The organism is Thiothrix litoralis (assembly GCF_017901135.1).
GTDB classification, from domain to species: domain Bacteria; phylum Pseudomonadota; class Gammaproteobacteria; order Thiotrichales; family Thiotrichaceae; genus Thiothrix; species Thiothrix litoralis.
Window position 1 is genome coordinate 3,694,268 of the sequence record NZ_CP072801.1, and the last position, 19,221, is coordinate 3,713,488.

Consider the following 19,221-nt stretch of genomic DNA (forward strand, 5'->3'; position numbering starts at 1 on the left):
GTTCAAACCCTTGCTGAGCTAACACGCGCCGGATACAAGCCGTGATTCAACGCCAACACCGTCAGCAATAACAGCGCCGCCCCCAAGGTATGCAAGGTTGCCACCACCAAAGGCAGCGCAAACACCACATTACTGATCCCAAGACTCACCTGAATAAACAGTACCAGTAACAGCACATACGGCACGCTACCGAACAACACCGAACGCTTGGAAATCAACCACAGCGCCAAGCCCCCCAGATACACAAACACCAGCAATGCCCCCAGACGATGCATCAGGTGAATCGCTGTCCGTGCCGGATTATCCAGCGTCCCGAATTCGTAATTGGTTCCCGGTTGCCAATCAAACACAAAGGCACTTCTGAAATCACTGGCAGGCCACCACTCCCCATGACACAGCGGAAATTCCACCCCGCAGGCCACCGCCGCGTAATGGGTACTCGTCCAGCCCCCCAGCAGAATCTGCCCGATCAGCAACAACAATGCCCCCAGTGCCAACCCGCGCACCGTGGTAAGCTGATGATACAGTGTGGAAAAGCGCGGGCGGTGCTGATTCAGCCACAACCACCACACCAAAGCCAGGGTAGTAAACCCACCCAACAAATGCGCCGTCACAATCGGCGGACTGAGCAAATGCGTCACCGTCCACATTCCCAAGGCTGCCTGAAACAGCACTGTCCCCAGCAACAGGCTCGGCATCAGCACCCCACCAACCAGTCGCCGCCGGAACCAGACGCTGAACACCCAAATCCCCAGAATCAGCATTCCCAACGTTCCAGCAGCGTAGCGGTGGATCATCTCCTTCCACGCTTTGCCCGTTTCCAGTGGGCGCTGAAACTGAGCGCCATCCACCGCCTCCGGCACAGCCAAATGCCCGTAACACCCCGGCCAATCCGGGCAACCCAAGCCTGCATCCGACAAGCGCGTGTAAGCACCCAACACAATCACCAGCAGTGCCAGACCCAAGGTCAACGAGAGCAAGATCGAATACGCTTTTTGCATGGCTGTTACCGGGTCAAATAAGGATTTAGCATAGCACGCATTTTCGCCAAGGTAAGTTCACCTTTGACACTCAGCAAGACCCGCCCCGTCGGATCGAGCAAATGGTGACTGGGCACCATCAGATCAGGGGCAAACTGCCGCGCCGCTTGCCCATCCAGATCCAAGGCCAGCGGCAAGGTTAACTGGAGGCGGTCTTGCACCTCCATCACCGTATTCGGCGGGTCGTAAGGCATCGCCACCGCCACCATCTGCACCCGCTCGCCGTATTCCTGATGCAAGGTTTCCAGCGCAGGCAATTCATGCAAACAAGCCGCACAACTGCTCGACCAAGCATTAACCCACGTCAGCCTGCCCCGCTGGTCAGGAAGATGGATACGTTCACCGGACAACACCGGCAAACTCAACGGCGCAATCGTCTTCGCCGACCACTTAGCCCACACCAGCACACCCGCCCCAACGCTCAATATCAGCAGTAAGGCCAGTGCGTACTTCAGCTTATTACCAGATACTAACATGCATAATAACCCACAAATTTCAATGATAATTATCAAAAACTAAGATATATTACTTACATCCCGTGTGAAATCACACACTTCCATTGCTTAAGCCAAGACGGGTGGTATTGTTTTGGTAACGACAACAAGCGACACGATCGCTGGTTCCCGTATCTTCGAGGTACGCCCCAACTGCTCATTATCCCGCGAGGGCATGGTGGTTTTCTTCGTGGCGGTTACTGTCCTTACCCTGCTCGTTGCAGTGCGCTTCATACTACTGGGTGCTTGGCTGGTGTTGCCCTTCGCCCTGCTCGAAATACTGGTGCTAGGTGTCAGCCTGTATCTGTTTGAACGTGCCTCGCGCTATTCCGAGACCATTCAGATCGCGCCTGACAGCCTCCTGATTATTACCCGAAGTGGGGTGAAAACCCTGCGCGAATACCGTTTTCAGCCCTACTGGGTGCACGTAGCACTGCAACCCGACCCGCGAGACTGGTATCCCAGCAAGCTGCTGTTACGCTCACACGGGGAAAGCCTTGAAATCGGTGCCTGTTTGACCAATGCCGACCGGAAAACGCTCGCGAAAACCATCACTACCGCGTTGGAGAGTTGCAGAAGAACGCATTGAACACCCCGTAACATGTTAGGAGGAAACATGCTGCATAAAAGCAAGAAACGCTTATCCGCCCTGTCGATCACAGGTGGCGCTTGGCTATTCAGCGGCATGGCTTACGCCGGGTACGAATACAATCTGAACACGCCCGCCTCAACCCTGACGCAGGAAATCTTTGACCTGCACATGCTGACCACGGTTGTCGGCACCATCATTATGATCATTGTTACCGCACTGATCGTTTACGCTCTGTTTGCTTTCCGCCAATCCAAAGGCGCGGTGGCTGATCAGGAATTCCACAATGGCTGGTTTGGGCGCTGGGCTTGGGCGCTGGTTCCCGTGCTCGTGCTGGGCATTGACTTAAGTATTGCCAGTTCTGCGTCACATACCCTGTCTTCGGTGGAGTCCCATGACAAAGCGGATGTCACCGTCAAAGTCATCGGTTCGCAGTGGAAGTGGACTTACGAATACATGGACGACGACATCAAAATCGTCAGCAACCTGAAAAAACTCGAACCCACCGACCCCTTATACCTGCGTGATGTGGATGAGCCGCTGGTATTGCCCACTGATAGACGGGTGCGTTTCCTGCTGACCTCCACCGATGTCCTGCATAATTGGGGAATTGCGGAAATTGTCCCCAAGAAAATCAATATTCCCGGCTACATCAATGAAACCTGGACGCACATCACCAAGGAAGGCACTTACCGAGGGCAATGCTACGAAAACTGCGGCACAGGCCACGCTTTCATGCCTGCGGTCGTCACCGCTGTCAGCCCGGCAAAATATGAAGAGTGGAAGGCGGGCAAAAAAGCCCAACAAGCACAGGCTGCTGCCGAAGCCTCTGCCGACAAGGAGTGGACACAAGTAGAGCTGATGGCCAAGGGTCAAGCCGTTTACACCAAGAACTGCTTGGCTTGCCATCAGGCAACCGGTCTGGGCTTGCCCGGCGTATTCCCAGCACTGGCTGGCAGCAAAATAGCCACCAGCACCAACCCCGCAGATCACATCGCCATTGTGGTGAAGGGCAAAGCGGGTACGGCGATGGCAGCCTGGGGGGCACAACTGAACGATCTGGATATTGCGGCGGTGATTAGCTACGAACGCAATTCCTGGGGCAATGCCGCTGGCATCGTACAACCCAAAGACATAAAAGCCGCGCGATAATTTCTGAGGAGGAGTTTACCCATGAGTGGAGCAGCAGCACACGACGGTCATCACGATCACCACGGGCCACCACAGGGTTGGCAGCGCTGGGTTTACAGCACTAACCACAAGGACATCGGCACGATGTACCTGTTTTTTGCCTTGTTCATGCTGTTTTTCGGCGGGGCAATGGCGATGTATATCCGCGCCGAATTGTTCATGCCGGGGGTGCAGCTCGCCAGCCCGGATTTTTACAACAATATGGTGACAGACCATGCCTTGGTGATGATCTTCGGGATGGTAATGCCTGCCGCAGCGGGAATGGCGAACTGGATGATCCCGATGATGATCGGTGCGCCGGATATGGCTTTGCCGCGCTTGAATAACCTGAGCTTTTGGTTGTTACCCGCAGCGGCGATCATGCTGATTCTGTCTATCCTCGCGCCGTATATTTTTCCGGGCAGCGGTACGCCGGTCAATACGGGTTGGACGCTGTTGCCACCGTTGTCGATCCAGACCGGGATAGGCATGGATTTCACCATTTTTGCGATTCATACCCTTGGGGTATCGTCGATTCTGGCTTCGATCAATATTGTCACCACCATTTTGAACATGCGTGCGCCGACCATGACCATGATGAAAATGCCGCTGTTTGTATGGGCGTGGTTGTTTACCGGCTTATTGCTGATTGCGGTGATGCCGGTGTTGGCGGGGGGCGTCACCATGTTGCTGTTTGACCGTCACTTCGGCACCTCATTCTTTGATGCGGCGGGGGGGGGCGACCCTATCCTGTTCCAGCATTTGTTCTGGTTCTTTGGGCATCCTGAAGTGTATGTATTGTTGCTGCCTTCCATCGGGGTGCTGGGTTTGGTGATTCCGACCTTTGCACGCAAGCCGTTGTTTGGCTACAAGTCACTGGTGTATGGCATGGGTGTATTGGCAGCACTGGGCATGGTGGTCTGGGCGCATCACCAGTACACCATTGGCATGTCACTGGCGGCGACCAATTACTTCATGATCGGCACGATTCTGATTTCTATCCCGGTCGGGCTGATGCTGCTGAACTTCATTTTCACCATGTGGCGCGGCTCGATGACCTTTGAAACGCCGATGCTGTTTGGGATTGCGATTATCCTGATGTTCTCGTTTGCCGGGGTCACCGGGGTCATGTTGGCGGTCGTGCCAGCAGATATGCAGTATCACGACACCATGTTTGTGGTGGCGCATTTCCACTATGCCTTGATTCCGGGGGCGGTGTTTGGCTTGTATGCGGGGGTGTTTTACTGGTTGCCGAAATGGACAGGCCACATGTATGACGAGCGGCTGGGCAAGATTTTCTTCTGGTGGACGACTATTTCTTTCAACGTCACCTTCTTCCCGCAACACTTTTCCGGGCTGGCGGGAATGCCACGGCGAATTGTGGATTACAGCGTGCAGTACACCGAGTTCAACGTGATTTCCAGTCTTGGCGGGTTTGCGTTTGGTTTGTCGCACTTGCTGTTCCTGTACATCATTATCAAGACGATCCGGGGTGGTGTAAAAGCACCGGACAAACCGTGGGATGGTGCGCAAATCGGCACACCGGGGCTGGAATGGACACTGTCTTCCCCACCGCCCTTCCACAGCTTTACTGAAGCACCAGTGGTGAAATGATGGACAAACAACACGATGAAAAACTGCGTAAGGCCAACCGTCGGGTCGCCCTGATTCTCGGAATGATTGCCGTGGCAGCACTGGTTTATACCTTTATTACCTTGCCGAAAATACTGGCGGGAGCGGGCGGATGAGTACGCAGGGCGCTCCCGACGAAACCTTGGCAAGCAAGAACAGGCGTGTGACCCGCCGCCTGTTTCTGGTGGTTGGGGGTATGTTTGCGTTTGGGTTTGCCATGGTTCCGTTGTACCAATTGGCTTGTGAGGTCGGTGGTATTAATGGCGTGGCGGGAACACCGGGGGGCGGGCGAATGACCGATATCGACACCGCTGCCGCCGTAACGCCAATCGACACCAGCCGCCTGATCACGGTGCAGTTTGATGCCACCATCAACACAGGCTTGCCGTGGGAATTTCACCCGATGACCAAGCAAGTGCAGGTACATCCCGGTGAAAAAGTGGCGGTGCGTTATTACGCCAAGAACAACTCGGACAAGCCGATTACCGGGCAAGCTATTCCGGGCATTACTCCGTGGCAAGTCACGCAACACTTTAGCAAAATCGAGTGTTTTTGTTTCACCCAACAAACCTTGCAGCCCGGCGAAGCCAAGGAAATGCCGGTGTATTTCAGCATCGACCCGGCGGTGGACAAGCAGTACGAAACAGTCACGCTGTCTTACACCTTTATGAATACTGACCGCGACAAAGCCTTAACACCCGAACAACACGCGGCACTGAACACCAGCCATTAAGGAGCCACCATGACCACACATGCGGATACACACACGGATACCGAAGCGTATTTTATCCCGGAACCCAGTCGCTGGCCGATTATCGCAGTGTTTGGCATCTTCATGCTGTTTCTCGGGCTGGTGCTGAGCATCAACAAGATGAGTCTGGCGGGCAGCTTGATCATGGTTACGGGCTTCGCGGTACTGGCGCATTTGATGCAAGGCTGGTTCGGCTCGGTTATCGACGAAAACCTGACTGGCAAATACAACGGGCAAGTCAGCCGTTCGTTCCGTCAGGGCATGTTCTGGTTCATTACCTCGGAAGCGGCGTTTTTCGTCACCTTTTTCGGCTGCCTGTTTTACTTGCGCAATATTACCTTGCCGTGGCTGGGCGGTGATGGGCAGTTGGGAACCTCCAATATGTTGTGGGAAGGCTTCCAGTACAACTGGCCGCTGCTCAACTTGCCGGATGCAGACACCACCAAATACGTGCCAGCCAAGGAAGCGATGGGGCCGTGGGGTCTGCCGTTCCTCAATACGATTATCCTGATGAGCAGTGGCGTGACCCTGACATGGGCACACTGGGGGTTGAAGAAAGCCAATAACCAACAGTTGGTAAGGGGTCTGGTCATGACCATTGCCTTGGGGGTCATCTTCTTCTTCGTGCAGGGCTATGAGTATTGGCACGCCCACCATGCGATGGATCTGACCCTGAATGCCGGGGTGTATGGCTCGACATTTTACATGCTGACGGGCTTCCACGGTCTGCACGTCACCATCGGCACGATCATGCTGACCGTGATTGCGGTGCGCAGTGCCAGAAACCATTTCACCGAACACAACCACTTCGCGTTTGAAGCGGTCGCGTGGTATTGGCACTTCGTCGACGTGGTGTGGATAGCCTTGTTTATTTTCGTGTATTGGTTGTAACCGTCAAGCTCTTCACGGCACGACGCCGTGGGGGGTAATTTGCCCGGTGAAGTAGCCGACCATTAACAGGCACAGCAGGAAAACTGACAGTGCTACCCGTGTAGTCAACGATGCTACCACCCGATTGGATTTGCCGTCATCCTTGGCGAGGAAAAACACACCGGAAACCAGACTGATCAGGATCAGCGCCAGATTGATGATAATGAGTACCTTAAACCACATAGGAGCCTCGGCTTGTTACAACACAGTGAAAATGCCAGTATAACAGCACGTTACCATTTCCGGCCTAGCGTTTTTACCACGCTGCTGACCGTGGTGATGGTGGGTATTTTTACGTCATTATCCGTATGGCAATACCACCGGGCAAACTATAAGGAACAGGTAGCACAAGCCGTGGCACGCCAAACCACCCTAGCTCCGCTCGACCTGAACCAAGCCGCTGTGGACTGGCCAGCACAACGCTTCCGCCACGTCACCGTCAGCGGTCAGTGGGAAACCCATCACACCGTGCTGCTGGATAATATCGTGGAGCATGGCAAAGCGGGCTACCACGTCATTACCCCGCTACGCCTGGCTAACGGGCAACACGTCTTGGTGAACCGAGGTTGGGTGGAAGTCGGTGCTGACCGGCAGGTATTACCCAAGATCCCCACGCCCCCCGGCGAACTCCAGTTAAGCGGCACACTGGACCAACCCCGTTCCAAACCCGTCTTCCTGTTTGGGGATATGCCAGCCGATACCGAAGGCAACCAACGCTGGCTTTACCTCGATACCGCCCATTTCGCACAAAAGCTGGGCTACCCGCTCGCGCCTTACCTGTTGCTGCAAACCTCTGACACGCCCGATAGCTTACGGCGCGACTGGCCTGCTTACAGCAATAACGCCGGAATGCACATTGGCTACAGCATCCAGTGGGCGGCTTTCGGGCTAATGGTGCTGGTTGCCTACCTGAAAATGAATACGCATAAAACCACCAAGGAAACTGCATGACTGCCACCACTGACAACACGCTTCCACCCCAGCAACGCAGCAACCGCACGCTGTGGATTCTGGTGATCGTGTGTTCATTCCCGTATCTGGCGGGGTGGGTTTATTTCCAGTTTATGGACAAATTACCCCTGCCAGCCACCACCAACCACGGCTCGCTGGTATCGCCCGTGCGCTCAGTAGGTGAATTACCCTTACAAGATGCAGATGGCACTACGTTCAATGTAGCTGACTTGCGCGGCAGTTGGGTGTTGGTCACGGTGGCTGACTCGGCTTGCACAACGGCTTGCCAGAAAAACCTGTATTTCCTGCGCCAGGTGCGTCAAGCCATGGGCAATGAACGCCGCCGGGTCGAACGTTTGCTGGTATTGACAGAAACCAGCCAGTTACTCACATTACAAGAACACCTAACCGAACACGCGGGGATGAAAGTGGCGATTGGGCCACCCGCCTCCCTGCAACAGTTACAGACCTTGTTGCAAAACCCTAACCCGGTGGCGCAAGACGGCCTTTACATCATCGACCCGCTGGGCAATGTGATGATGTCGTATCCATCTGATTTCAATGGAGAATTGATCATCAAAGATTTGCGCCGCCTGCTGAAAGTGTCGCAGGTGGGGTGAGCAAGAGCCACAAGGCTGAATGTTAATAAAGCGAAAAGGAGAGAGTGTTATGGCTACGATTAGCAGTACTGACCACACAATGGCGACAGAAACCCCACGTTTAAGCGTGCGGAAAGTCGATTCTGAAGCTTCCATGCGCTGGCTAAACGCCGGTATCAAGGACTTCAAGGCATCACCGGGTGCAAGTATTGCCTATGGTATGATCTACGTCGTACTAGGGCTGGTGCTAGCTTGGCTGTCATGGTCAAACCCTATTTTCATTACTTCACTGGCAGCAGGTTTCCTGATTATCGGGCCGATTGTGGCGGTAGGCTTCTATTGCATGAGCCGCACACTGGAACAAGGCGGCAAACCACACTTCTCCCAAGGGCTGGATGGCTTGCGTTTCAATGGGGTCAGCCTGATCAATTTTGCTATGGTTCTCGGCGTGCTGATCGGCGTTTGGGCTGTCATTTCGGCTGTCACCGTCGCACTATTCTTCGATAACGTTACCGTCACCGACAGTGCGCTGGGTACTTTGATGGGTCATGAGCAATTTGTGCCGTTCCTGCTTGCCTGGATGCTGGGTGGTGCATTGATTGCTGTTGTTGCATTCTCCATCAGCGTGATCTCAGTCCCTTTGATCACTGACAAGAAAGTCGATTTCGTCACTGCCATGATAACCAGTGTAAAAACCGTGATGGTAAACCCCGGTGTCATGCTGAGCTGGGCATTTATTCTGGCAACCTTGGTGTTTTTGGGCTTCATTTTCGGCTTTGTTGGCTTGGCGATTACCTTGCCGATTGCAGGCCATGCAAGCTGGCACGCTTACCGTGACCTGATCGAAACAGAATAAGCCCATCCACTGACGTGAGTACCGCCTTATGATAAATGTCGCCGACCTTGATGCAGGAATGAACTGGAAAGCCTATCTCGGCTTGTGCAAACTCAAAGTGGTCAGCTTGATCGTGTTTACCGCTTTGGTCGGGATGTTACTGGCAACTCCCGATGTCGTGCCCTTCAGCACCCTGTTTTGGGGCTTGCTGGGCATTGGCTTGGGGGCTTCCTGCGGGGCTGCCATTAATCATATCGTCGACCAGAAAATTGACGCGGTGATGAAGCGCACCGAACACCGCCCCCTGCCGCAACACCAATTGAGCACAGCACAAGCCTTGGTGTTTGCGGTGGGCTTAGGCGTTCTGTCGATGTTTATTCTGGGGGTCATGGTCAACTGGCTGACAGCGGTGTTGACGCTGGCTTCCATGGTGGGCTACGCGGTGATTTACACCATGTACCTGAAACGTTCTACCCCGCACAATATCGTGCTGGGTGGCGCTGCCGGGGCTGCACCGCCGGTACTGGGCTGGACAGCCGTCACCGGGGAATTGCACACCGACGCGCTGTTGCTGTTCCTGATCATCTTTATCTGGACACCGCCGCATTTCTGGCCACTAGCCATCAAACGTGTCGAAGATTACCGCAAGGCAAGTGTGCCGATGTTGCCTGTGACCCACGGGATAGCGTTTACCAAACTCAATATCGTGCTGTATACGCTGATGCTGATCGCGGTGACGTTGATGCCGTTTCTGACCCACATGAGTGGCGTACTGTATCTGGTGGCGGCTACCGTGCTGGGCGCTGGCTTCCTGTATCACGCTGTTATCTTGTACCGCACCGAAGGTGATCAACATGCGATGAAAACCTTCGGCTATTCGATTTTCTACCTGAGCGCCTTGTTCATTGCGCTGTTGGTGGATCATTATGCGGTGGCTTGGCTATAACATCCCGTTTACTGGGTAAACGAGTGCTTGTGCTACAATGAAAGCATCATCCAGAGACAGCAAGCTGCCGCACATGCTTAAATTTCCTTATGCAATCAGTGATTTCTACACCCTGCGCACCCAAGGCTACCGTTACCTTGACCGCACGGCAGCCATTCCCACATTGGAGGATGCTGGTAAACAACTGGTCTTCCTGCGCCCGCGCCGTTTCGGTAAATCATTGTTGCTGTCGATGCTTGCCCATTATTACGACATCAACATGGCGGGGGAATTTGATGCCTTATTCGGTGATCTAGCCATAGGCAATGACCCTACACCAGAACACAACCAATACCTGATCCTGCGTTTCGACTTTTCCAAGGTATCGGCTAAAGGCGATATTGAGGCAATACAACACAGTTTGTTCACTCACCTCAATCAGGCGACTCTGGACTTTACCCAACGTTACCAGCACCTGCTGAAATACCCGGTGAATGTCATGGAGGACGCGCTCGGCTCACTGCAATCGCTGGTGGATGTGGTCAAAAACAGCGGGCAAAGCATCTATGTGTTGATTGACGAATACGACAATTTTGCCAATGAAGTGCTGGTACATGACGTTGGCAACTGGCAACGTTATTACGACTTGCTGGAAAGCGAAGGTATCGTTAAAACCCTGTTCAAAATTATCAAGGCGGGGGCATCAGAAGGCAAAATCGCACGGGTATTCATCACCGGTGTATCGCCGCTGGTATTGAGTGAGATGACCAGCGGGTACAATGTCGCTACCAGCATTTATCTGGAACCCCGTTTTAACACGCTATGCGGCATCACCCATGTGGAATTGGCAGGCTTGGTTGAGGAAGTTTTGCAAGACTGTGGACAGGATGCCGTACAACAAACCAGCGTGCTGGAAACGATGAAACAGTTTTATAACGGCTACCGTTTCTGCGAACAGCCTGACAGTGCGTTGCTCTATAACCCGACACTGGCCTTCTATTTCTTGCGCCATTACCAGCAAGCGTGCAGCCCTCCACGCAAAATGCTGGATGGTAATCTGGCCATGGATGCCAGCCGTATCCGCTACATTGCCAACCTGCCGGATGGGGCAAGCGTGATTGGCAATATCCTTGATGAACAGAATCCGGTAGTGCTGCCCTATCTGGAAAATCAGTTTGGCATCGAGCAACTGCACAAGCTGCAACACGATGCGCGTTACATGGTGTCTCTGCTGTATTTCTTCGGCGTCTTGACCATCGGTGGTTTGGCAGGTGAATTGGACGAACTGCGGCTGGATGTCCCTAACCGGGTCATTTATGCCTTGTACGTGGAAGCGTTGCGGGAAAAGGCATTGCCAGACCTCGCTGACCGCCGCCAAGTGGAAGGGCTTGCCAAGCAATTCTACCAAACCGCCGATTTACAACCCTTGGCGCATTACCTCGAAAGCAGCTATTTCAGCGTCTTCAACAACCGTGATTACCGCTGGGACAACGAGCTGACCATCAAAACCGCCTTCATGAGCCTGCTGTTTGACGACACCTACTACATCATGGATTCGGAAGCAGCACTCAAACGGCGTTACGCCGATTTGCTGATGATTATCCGCCCCGACATGCGCCGCCTTGACGCGCTCAAAGACATCGTGATCGAGTTCAAATACCTGTCATTGGCGGATTTAGGGCTGACAGCGGAAGGGGTGCGCGGGCAAAGCCGCGAGGCATTGCAGCAACTGCCCGCCGTGCAAACCGCTTTGCAGGCAGCCTTGCGGCAATTGCGTGATTACCAACAGGTGTTGGTGGAAAAGTACCGCGAGCCGCAGCGCTTGCACTGCCTCGCTGTCGTGGCCTTGGGGTTTGAACGGCTGATATGGGTAACGCTGGGATGAGTGCTCCCTTATCTCGGCTTTCCATACATCGCCCGCAACAACACCACCACAAAAATGCCCCCGCCAATAATGGCAATCAACCCACCCAGCCCCATCATCCCCATGCCGAGGATTTGGGGAAGGTCGTGCAAGCCTTGCGCCGCCCCCGCTGTCTTGCGCTGCACCCCGTAACCCCCCGACCATGCCAGCCCCAAAATGTGGATCAACTGCCCGCCCCCGTAAATAAGCGGCTGCCATGCTGCCCACTGTGAGGTCGCAGGCTGAAACCCCAAACGTGGCAAGCAGTAATACGTCAAACCCATGAATGCCAGTGTCACCCCCACGATCGAACCGTGATAATGCGCCGGAATCACCACATTCACCCCGTGGATCAGAAAACCAATAATACCGCCCGCCGCAAACAACCCAATGGAAGCCCACAAAGCATTGCGTAACGGACGCAACCCCGGCGTCACTCCCCGCGCCCGCAACACAGCCCACACCACCACCAAACCCAAAGGCAAGGAAGTCAGCCCGCCGTATTGCATCAAATGGGTAAACGCCGCCCGAAATTCTGCCGACACCACGTCGTATTGCACATAAATAAACGGCACGACCAGCACCGGCAACACCATCACCCCGAACAAGCCAAACGCCCAACGCTGCGGCAAATGCACCGGCATTCCCGACGCTTGCGCCAACCACAACCACGCCACCATCAGCAAAATCGTATGGGTAAACTGCAAAGTATGCCCCGCCCCCCAAAACAGCAACTCATAAAACGCCTGCCCACTGTAACCATCAGGCAGATTCACCCCGGTAAACAACAAAGCCAGCACCGCCGCCGCTGCCGCCACAATACTCAGGTAAATACCAAAACCCGCGACACTCTGATGCCGCGCCACCATCAAGGAACGGATAATCAACCAAGTAAACCCAACGCCAAACACCCCCAACCCCACCAAAAACACGGGCTGCTGCAACACGGGCACGTAATTGTTCAACAGCGGATGACCATCCCCCGTAAACGGCGACACCACGATCAGCAAGGTTCCCAGCGCCGTCACCGCCAGAATGCTGTTATCCCACCACGGCTGGCGGATCTCGCTATTCGCCGTCCACAGCACCCCTGCAAACGCCAGAAACCACACCAACACCGACAGCACCACATGCACCACCAACGCCGTGTGGAAAAAGTCCAACCAAGGAATGACATCCTGCACCGCAGGCGTGCGTGACATCACCAGCAGCAGGGAAAAAATCCCGGCTGCCAGCAACGCAAAAATCCCCAATTTCAACCAGTTTGCCGCAAGGGTGCGAGCATGACCCTGAGGGTCGGGTAAAGTGAAAACGGTGTGGCTCATACGTTACCTTGTAAACATCCAACATTACCCGGCGCAGGCACTATTCCCCCACCGTCTCGCGATAAGCGTGCCAACTGGCATGACCGATCAGCGGCAATGTTACCGCCAAGCCAATGAAAAACGTAGCCATACCCAACAGAATCATGGTCGCAATAATCGCCGCCCAACGCATCATCACCACGGGATTGCGGTAAACTGCCCGAATACTGGTCACTACCGCCGTCATGACCCCGACCTGACGGTGTGCAATAAACGGCACAGTTACCACACTGATCGCAAACGCCACCACTGCCAGCGAAAAACCCGCCACCACAAACGTCGCAATGAATGGCAGGAAATTCGCATTCCCCACCAACGTTTCCCAGCCCCCACTCACCAAGCCAGAATGATCAAAAAACAAACCAAACAACATCGCAATCAGCCGCGCCCACACCACCAGCAGCACCAGCAAAATTACCCCGGCAGTCAAAGTATCCGTCATACGATGGCTTGCCAGCGGAATCGACACAATCGCCACCGCCGAGGCCAACAAACCCATAATCAACCCACCGAGCACAAAGACCGCAAAAAACGGCAAAGACTCGCGCCCATCCAGCAACACCCCCAGACTCCCCGTCACCAAAGGGTTATCCCCGAAAAACAGGTTAATAATCCCCGTCGTCACCACCGCCCACACCAGCATAACCGCCCCCAGTATCAAGCCAAACTGGATCAGCTTGATCGTACTGAAACGCGCATTCGACAAAGCGTGTAACAACGAGGGTGTTTGGCCTTCCTCAATGCGCTGGCTCATGTCATACAAACCCACTGCCGCCAGCGGCCCCACCAGCATAAAACTGGAAAGCAGCAGCAAAGCAAACAAAGGGTTAGCAGGGCCAAGCTGGATCATCAACAGACCCGCGATCACAAACACCAAACCGTAGGTAATACTGGCAACCGGCCTGACTCTCAAATCATCCCAGCCTTTGCCTAGCCAACGCAGCGGAGCGCTGCTGTCAAGTCGCCGAACAAGCGGCGCAGGTTCATCAATAACCTCAGGATCACTTACACTAAATGCCATAACGTTTCCTCCTCAGGATAATTCCCCCCGAAGATAAACCTTTAGACCAATACCTGATGAAGCACCTAAATACCTGATAAACAATAAGGAATTATCAGGTACTATATGCTTTATTGACACCCCATGCCGGAGACACCCTCTTGAAAAAAACACCCATCCTGATTGCTTTACTGGCCTTCGCGGTCGGTATTGTTAGCGCCCAATACCTGCTCAGATCCAGCAGCAGCGCCCCCGCTGCGGCGGCTGGCACACGCGTACCCGTGGTGGCAGGCCAGTTTGGTGGCGATTTCACCCTGACGCAAAACGGTAAACCCGTCAAACTCAGTGATTTCACTGGCAAAGTTGCGGTGTTGTATTTTGGCTATGCCTCCTGCCCCGACATTTGCCCCACCACACTCGCTATTATCAGCGCTGGCCTGCGCGAACTTTCCCCCGCAGAACTGGCGCAAGTGCAGCCCGTGTTTATCAGCGTAGACCCGGAGCGCGACAGCGGTGAGAAACTCATGGCCTATGCGCAACACTTTCACCCCGGCTTTACAGGCATCACCGGCACAGCGGCAGAAGTGCAGCAAGCAGCCCGCCAGTACGGGGCGTTTTTTGCCAAAGCGCCCAGCAATTCAGCGATGGGCTATACGGTCGACCACACTTCCAACACTTATTTGATCAGCAAGGATGGCAAGTTTGTCAGCATCTTGCCGCATGACATGACACCAGCATCGGTGGCGACCGGTATCCGTCAGGAATTGTGAAAACCTCACGTATGCAGTAAAAAGCCGGGACAAGCCCGGCTTTTTACTGCATACGTGAGACTAACGCTTACGCGAAGTTCTTCGCTGCAAAATCCCAGTTCGCCAGTGAGTTCAGGAAGGTTTCCACGAACTTAGGGCGCAGGTTGCGGTAGTCGATGTAGTAAGCATGTTCCCACACGTCAACGCACAGCAGCGCCGTGTCGCCAGTGGTCAAAGGTGTGCCAGCAGCACCCATGTTGACGATTTCCACAGAACCGTCCGCTTTTTTCACCAACCAAGTCCACGCAGAACCGAAGTTGCCAACCGCTGACGCGGTGAAGGCTTTCTTGAATTCGTCGAAAGAACCCCATTTCGCATCAATCGCCGCAGCCAGTGCGCCTGTGGGTGCGCCGCCGCCGTTTGGCTTCAGGCAGTTCCAGAAAAAGGTGTGGTTCCAAACTTGTGCTGCATTGTTGTAAACGCCGCCTGCTGGAGCCGCTTTCACGATCTCTTCCAGACTCATGTTTTCAAACTGAGTGCCCGGAATCAGGTTGTTCAGGTTGGTGACATAAGCGTTATGGTGCTTGTCGTGGTGGAATTCCAGCGTTTCAGCCGACATGTGTGGGGCAAGTGCGTCTTTTGCGAAAGGCAGTTCTGGCAATGTATGAGCCATGAGTTGTTACTCCTCTGATGGTTAAGATTTTTGGTCAGGGCGTAAGATAGGCCATTTTGGGGCAAGCGTGCAATAAGCCTGTGTTCGCTTGATGAATTGTCAACGCCCGTTCATTCGTAACCGGACATCTCCAGATAGCCCTGCCCGAGCAATTTACCGCTAGCAACATCGCGGATATTCACCGCGCCTTCCCAATAGGTAATCCCCGTCTGCATCAACTGATCATCCACCAACGCTTCAATGCGCACATGCTGCCCCTGCTGTGGCAAATGCATTTCCCACGCCACCGGATATTTCACGCCGCTGTGCGCCTGCCAGTAACGTAATGGCTTCAGCGTCACATCCTCCCGCCCCAGCGTTTGCGCCGTACCATCCGGCAACACCCACTTGCCCGCACTGTGCGGATCGGTTGCCCCTGACTTATTGCGCAGCCGATAAAACATCAGGTCATGCCCATCCTCCCATTGCAGCGAAAACCAGTCCCACCCCGCCTGATCCTTACCCAGAGCACTGGTGCTCCATTCCCGATCCAGCCACGACTCGCCGGTGACGATGAAACGCTGCCCATCGCGGTAGATTTCACCCAAAGTCTGCAAGCGCGTCAGCGAGTAATAATACGAAGCATTGCCCGCCTCACTGCTTTTCTGGCTCAAGCCTTGATTGCCTTGCAACACGGGCTGCTTTTGCGGGCGTAACTGCAAATTCAGGGTGAAATCCTTAGCCTTCAACGCAATTGCCCACGGAAATTCCCCCGCACCATCGCCGACGATCTGCCAATCTTCCAGCCACACCCGGAACGGTTGCAACGACTGCCCCGCCAAACCCAGCGCTCCCCGCGCAAACCGCTGGTCGTGCAAATGCTCGCCGGTTTGCACATCGGTCAGCGCCACATGCGCCATCCACACCTGATTCGTTGCCCATGCAGACTGACTCGCGGGCTTGTCCGGCGAGAGCGCAATGCGGAACAGCGTGACCTGATAACCAAACTGTCGCCCCGAGTCAGTATGCACATTCCCGGTCACATACCACCATTCATTGCGGAAATCCGGGTGTGCCGCGTGGTCTTGCGGAAACTGAAAAGTTCGTGGGGCAAGCGCACGGGTGAAACCGGCATCGGCCACCCCGCCCAACGCCGCATTCAGATCAAGTGCCGCCGGTTCGGGTGTTTTGCTACACCCCGCCAACAGCAACATAACCAATAGAACAAGCCTAACGCCCATCCAACCCCTCCCGCACCGATGCCTGTCCAATCCGCCGTACCGGATAAAGGCTTGCCAACAAGGCCGCCACCATCGCCAGCGCCATCGCCTGCAACGGCACCAGCGCGAACACATGCGTCTGCATCGTCCAGCCAAACGAACGCTGGTTGATAATCTCGATCAACACCACCGACATCAGCCAGCCCAGCGGCAACGACAACAGCCCCGCCAGCAAACCGATCAAGGCCGCCTGTCCCATCACCAGCCGCTGCAACTGCGGTGGGGTAAACCCGGTCGCCCGCAAAATCGCAAACTCACGCCCCTTTTCCAGAAACAAGGCCATCAAGGCACTGAACACCCCGACAAACGCCACCATAATCACCAGCACCCGCAACACATTGGTAATCACAAAGGTGCGGTCAAACACCTGCAAGGAAAACTCCCGAATATCGCGGTTAGAACGCACCACCAACGGCTGCCCCGCCTGCTGCAATTCCCCCGCCCAAACCTGCAACTGGCGTTTGATGACCGCCACATCCGCCCCCTCAGCCACTTGGATACCGATCGAAGAAATCCCCCGATCCGCCCAATAACGCTCGTACAAGGAGCGCGGCAATACCACCATGCCCTGCGTTGCACTGTAATCGCGGAACACGCCCAACACCGGCAACTTCACCTTACCCGCCAATTCGCTCGTCACCTGCACCGTATCACCGCGCCGCTTGCCTTGGTGGTACGCAAACGGCTCCGACACCAGCAAACCTTCACCCGCCAGAAAACGCTGCCAGATCGCCGCCGCATCGCCCTCCAGAAACGCAAAACCGCGCCCGCTGTGCGTACTGGGTTGCAAGACCAGCACCGGCATCGGGAAATCTTCCACCGTCAGCCGCGCCGTGCGCCCAGTACTTAACGCCTTCACCCCCGGCAAGGCTTGCACCCGCGCCAACCACGCCGGATTCAACGCGCCATCCACCCGCGAAGCCTCTTTGGACGTGGCCGACACATACAAATCGCTACTCAAGGTCATTTCCAGCCAATCCGACACACTGGTGCGGAACGAGCCAATCATAATGCTCACCCCCACCGTTGCCGACACTGCCACCGTCAGCGCAATAATCGCCAGACTGGTACGGCTCAAACTCGCCTGCACCCCACGTACCGCCATGCGCCACAACAAGGAAGCCTGCAACACCTGCACCCGTTGCAAGCCCCGCAAAGCAAAACGCAACACCAATGGCACGACCAAACCATACCCCACAATCAGCAAAAACAGCCCCACAAACCCCAGCACCAACTGCTTACCGGAATACGCAATCAAGCCGCCACTCGCCAACATCAACAGCACACCCGCCACTGCCAAACCCACCCCGGCACGCTGCCCCGCCTGTTCCAGCGTCGACTGACGCTGCACCTGCACTGGCGACACCCGCGCCGCCTCCAAGGCCGGAGCCAGCGTCGCCACCAACACCGCCAGCAAGGTAATCCCCACGCTTTTGAGCAATAAGGCTGGCGTCAGCAACAAATCCGTCGCCCGCACGCTCACGTACAAATCGCTAATGGTTTGCGTCACCAGCACCAACAAACCCTGCCCCAGCAACACGCCCAACACCACCCCACAAGCGCTGCCAACCGCCCCCAATACCACGGCTTCCAGCAACAAATGCCGGAACAACTGCCCGCCCGTTACCCCCACCATCCGCGCAATCGCAAAGCCCGAACGCCGCTGCAACACCGAAAACGTCATGGTGTTGTACACCAGAAACGCCCCCACCAGCATCGCCAGCAAACTCATCGCCAGCAAGTTGGTGCTAAACGCTTGCGTCATCTGAGCAAACACCTGCTGACGAGAAGCAAAAGAGTCGAGCTTCAGGGAAGGCGGCAAACGCGCTTGCAAGGCCGCCGCTTGGGCGTCGCTAAGGGTAAGCTCGATGCGGGTAAGCCCCGGTGTTGCCCCTTGCGCCGTGGCAATATCCGTCACCAGCAAACCTGCCCGTACTTCCAGCATCGCCCCCGGCTCATTCAACAAGCGCCGCGCTTCCTCGCTGGACACCTTCATGCCCGCCGCCTGTTGCAATGGTGCGGCAAACGGATCAATGCCCAGCAAGGTATACGCCACCCCATCGCGCTCCAGCGTGGTTTCCACCACCGGTGCTGCATCCCGATAACCCCATTCCACCCGCAACTGCCGGTAAACATCATCGGGAATAGTGCCGCGCACCGCCGTGATTTCGTGCGTCATTGTCCCCGACAACACATTCACCGACTGGCGGAACGATTGCCCCGCACTCTGGTTGGCTAAATCCACCGCCAGAATCACCGCCGTACCCAAGGCAATGCTCAACAGCGTCAGCCACAACTGCCAGGGATGCCGGGTGAAAAACCGCCAACTGGAACGGGTCAATAAGCTGCTGGTCATG

The 19,221-nt window shown here is 55.2% G+C and carries 20 protein-coding genes; 12 read left to right on the forward strand and 8 right to left on the reverse strand.

Going from position 1 to position 19,221, the window contains the following annotated elements; translation table 11 throughout:
• Window positions 1-2: 2 nt before the first annotated feature.
• Window positions 3-1,001: a COX15/CtaA family protein gene (locus J9253_RS17860; protein WP_210222216.1), complete on the reverse strand. Its 999-nt coding sequence runs from the start codon at window positions 999-1,001 to the stop codon at window positions 3-5.
• A gap of 5 nt (window positions 1,002-1,006) precedes the next feature.
• Window positions 1,007-1,516, reverse strand: coding sequence for a TlpA disulfide reductase family protein (locus tag J9253_RS17865; protein WP_210222217.1), 510 nt, complete (start codon window positions 1,514-1,516; stop codon window positions 1,007-1,009).
• Between the two features lie 112 nt (window positions 1,517-1,628).
• On the opposite strand from J9253_RS17865, the gene J9253_RS17870 reads away from it, so the two are divergent.
• The 6 genes from J9253_RS17870 to J9253_RS17895 are packed head-to-tail and all read left to right on the forward strand — an operon-like array spanning window position 1,629 to window position 6,567.
• On the forward strand, window positions 1,629-2,123 hold the full coding sequence (locus J9253_RS17870; RefSeq protein ID WP_210222218.1) for a DUF2244 domain-containing protein: 495 nt from the start codon (window positions 1,629-1,631) through the stop codon (window positions 2,121-2,123).
• 27 nt (window positions 2,124-2,150) lie between these two features.
• Window positions 2,151-3,275 carry a cytochrome c oxidase subunit II gene (gene coxB, locus J9253_RS17875; protein WP_210222219.1) on the forward strand — a complete coding sequence of 375 codons (1,125 nt, stop codon included), beginning with the start codon at window positions 2,151-2,153 and terminating at the stop codon, window positions 3,273-3,275.
• Window positions 3,276-3,296: 21 nt separating this feature from the next.
• Window positions 3,297-4,907: a cbb3-type cytochrome c oxidase subunit I gene (locus J9253_RS17880; protein ID WP_210222220.1), complete on the forward strand. Its 1,611-nt coding sequence runs from the start codon at window positions 3,297-3,299 to the stop codon at window positions 4,905-4,907.
• Window positions 4,904-5,041 carry a hypothetical protein gene (locus J9253_RS17885; RefSeq protein WP_210222221.1) on the forward strand — a complete coding sequence of 46 codons (138 nt, stop codon included), beginning with the start codon at window positions 4,904-4,906 and terminating at the stop codon, window positions 5,039-5,041. The genes J9253_RS17880 and J9253_RS17885 overlap by 4 nt, the downstream gene beginning before the upstream one ends.
• On the forward strand, window positions 5,038-5,658 hold the full coding sequence (locus J9253_RS17890) for a cytochrome c oxidase assembly protein (RefSeq protein ID WP_210222222.1): 621 nt from the start codon (window positions 5,038-5,040) through the stop codon (window positions 5,656-5,658). Before J9253_RS17885 ends, J9253_RS17890 begins: the two co-directional genes overlap by 4 nt.
• A gap of 9 nt (window positions 5,659-5,667) precedes the next feature.
• Entirely contained in the window at window positions 5,668-6,567 is a 900-nt protein-coding gene (locus J9253_RS17895) for a cytochrome c oxidase subunit 3 (protein ID WP_210222223.1), read from the forward strand.
• 12 nt (window positions 6,568-6,579) lie between these two features.
• On the opposite strand, the gene J9253_RS17900 is transcribed toward J9253_RS17895, so the two are convergent.
• Window positions 6,580-6,789, reverse strand: a complete 210-nt coding sequence (locus tag J9253_RS17900; protein WP_210222224.1) for a twin transmembrane helix small protein — start codon at window positions 6,787-6,789, stop codon at window positions 6,580-6,582.
• 12 nt (window positions 6,790-6,801) lie between these two features.
• Here J9253_RS17900 and J9253_RS17905 point away from each other — a divergent pair, with 12 nt between their 5' ends.
• The 5 genes from J9253_RS17905 (at window position 6,802) to J9253_RS17925 (ending at window position 11,801) form a co-directional block, all read left to right on the forward strand.
• Window positions 6,802-7,557 (forward strand): SURF1 family protein, encoded by a 756-nt coding sequence (locus J9253_RS17905; protein ID WP_210222225.1) that lies wholly within the window; start codon window positions 6,802-6,804, stop codon window positions 7,555-7,557.
• The gene (locus J9253_RS17910) at window positions 7,554-8,177 is read left to right on the forward strand and encodes an SCO family protein (RefSeq protein ID WP_210222226.1); all 624 of its coding nucleotides are present in this window, start codon (window positions 7,554-7,556) and stop codon (window positions 8,175-8,177) included. Before J9253_RS17905 ends, J9253_RS17910 begins: the two co-directional genes overlap by 4 nt.
• Window positions 8,178-8,226: 49 nt before the next feature.
• Window positions 8,227-9,012, forward strand: a complete 786-nt coding sequence (locus J9253_RS17915) for a DUF2189 domain-containing protein (RefSeq protein ID WP_210222227.1) — start codon at window positions 8,227-8,229, stop codon at window positions 9,010-9,012.
• Between the two features lie 28 nt (window positions 9,013-9,040).
• Window positions 9,041-9,937 (forward strand): heme o synthase, encoded by an 897-nt coding sequence (gene cyoE, locus J9253_RS17920; RefSeq protein ID WP_210222228.1) that lies wholly within the window; start codon window positions 9,041-9,043, stop codon window positions 9,935-9,937.
• Window positions 9,938-10,010: 73 nt separating this feature from the next.
• On the forward strand, window positions 10,011-11,801 hold the full coding sequence (locus J9253_RS17925; RefSeq protein WP_210222229.1) for an AAA family ATPase: 1,791 nt from the start codon (window positions 10,011-10,013) through the stop codon (window positions 11,799-11,801).
• Between the two features lie 8 nt (window positions 11,802-11,809).
• Here J9253_RS17925 and J9253_RS17930 read toward each other — a convergent pair whose 3' ends face one another.
• Together J9253_RS17930 and J9253_RS17935 are read right to left on the reverse strand one after the other, a co-directional pair.
• Window positions 11,810-13,144: a cbb3-type cytochrome c oxidase subunit I gene (locus tag J9253_RS17930; protein WP_210222230.1), complete on the reverse strand. Its 1,335-nt coding sequence runs from the start codon at window positions 13,142-13,144 to the stop codon at window positions 11,810-11,812.
• A gap of 40 nt (window positions 13,145-13,184) precedes the next feature.
• A complete protein-coding gene (locus J9253_RS17935; protein WP_210222231.1) occupies window positions 13,185-14,204 on the reverse strand; it encodes a DUF2189 domain-containing protein in 1,020 nt (339 codons plus the stop codon).
• Between the two features lie 140 nt (window positions 14,205-14,344).
• Between J9253_RS17935 and J9253_RS17940 the strand changes: the two genes are divergently transcribed.
• Window positions 14,345-14,953 (forward strand): SCO family protein, encoded by a 609-nt coding sequence (locus tag J9253_RS17940; protein WP_210222232.1) that lies wholly within the window; start codon window positions 14,345-14,347, stop codon window positions 14,951-14,953.
• Between the two features lie 67 nt (window positions 14,954-15,020).
• Here the strand turns inward: J9253_RS17940 and J9253_RS17945 are convergent, their stop codons facing one another.
• From J9253_RS17945 to J9253_RS17955, 3 genes are all read right to left on the reverse strand, one after another.
• Entirely contained in the window at window positions 15,021-15,605 is a 585-nt protein-coding gene (locus J9253_RS17945) for a superoxide dismutase (RefSeq protein ID WP_210222233.1), read from the reverse strand.
• A gap of 110 nt (window positions 15,606-15,715) precedes the next feature.
• Window positions 15,716-16,825, reverse strand: coding sequence for a lipocalin-like domain-containing protein (locus tag J9253_RS17950; protein ID WP_210222234.1), 1,110 nt, complete (start codon window positions 16,823-16,825; stop codon window positions 15,716-15,718).
• A complete protein-coding gene (locus J9253_RS17955; protein WP_210222235.1) occupies window positions 16,815-19,220 on the reverse strand; it encodes an ABC transporter permease in 2,406 nt (801 codons plus the stop codon). Before J9253_RS17955 ends, J9253_RS17950 begins: the two co-directional genes overlap by 11 nt.
• Between the last annotated feature and the right edge of the window lies 1 nt (window position 19,221).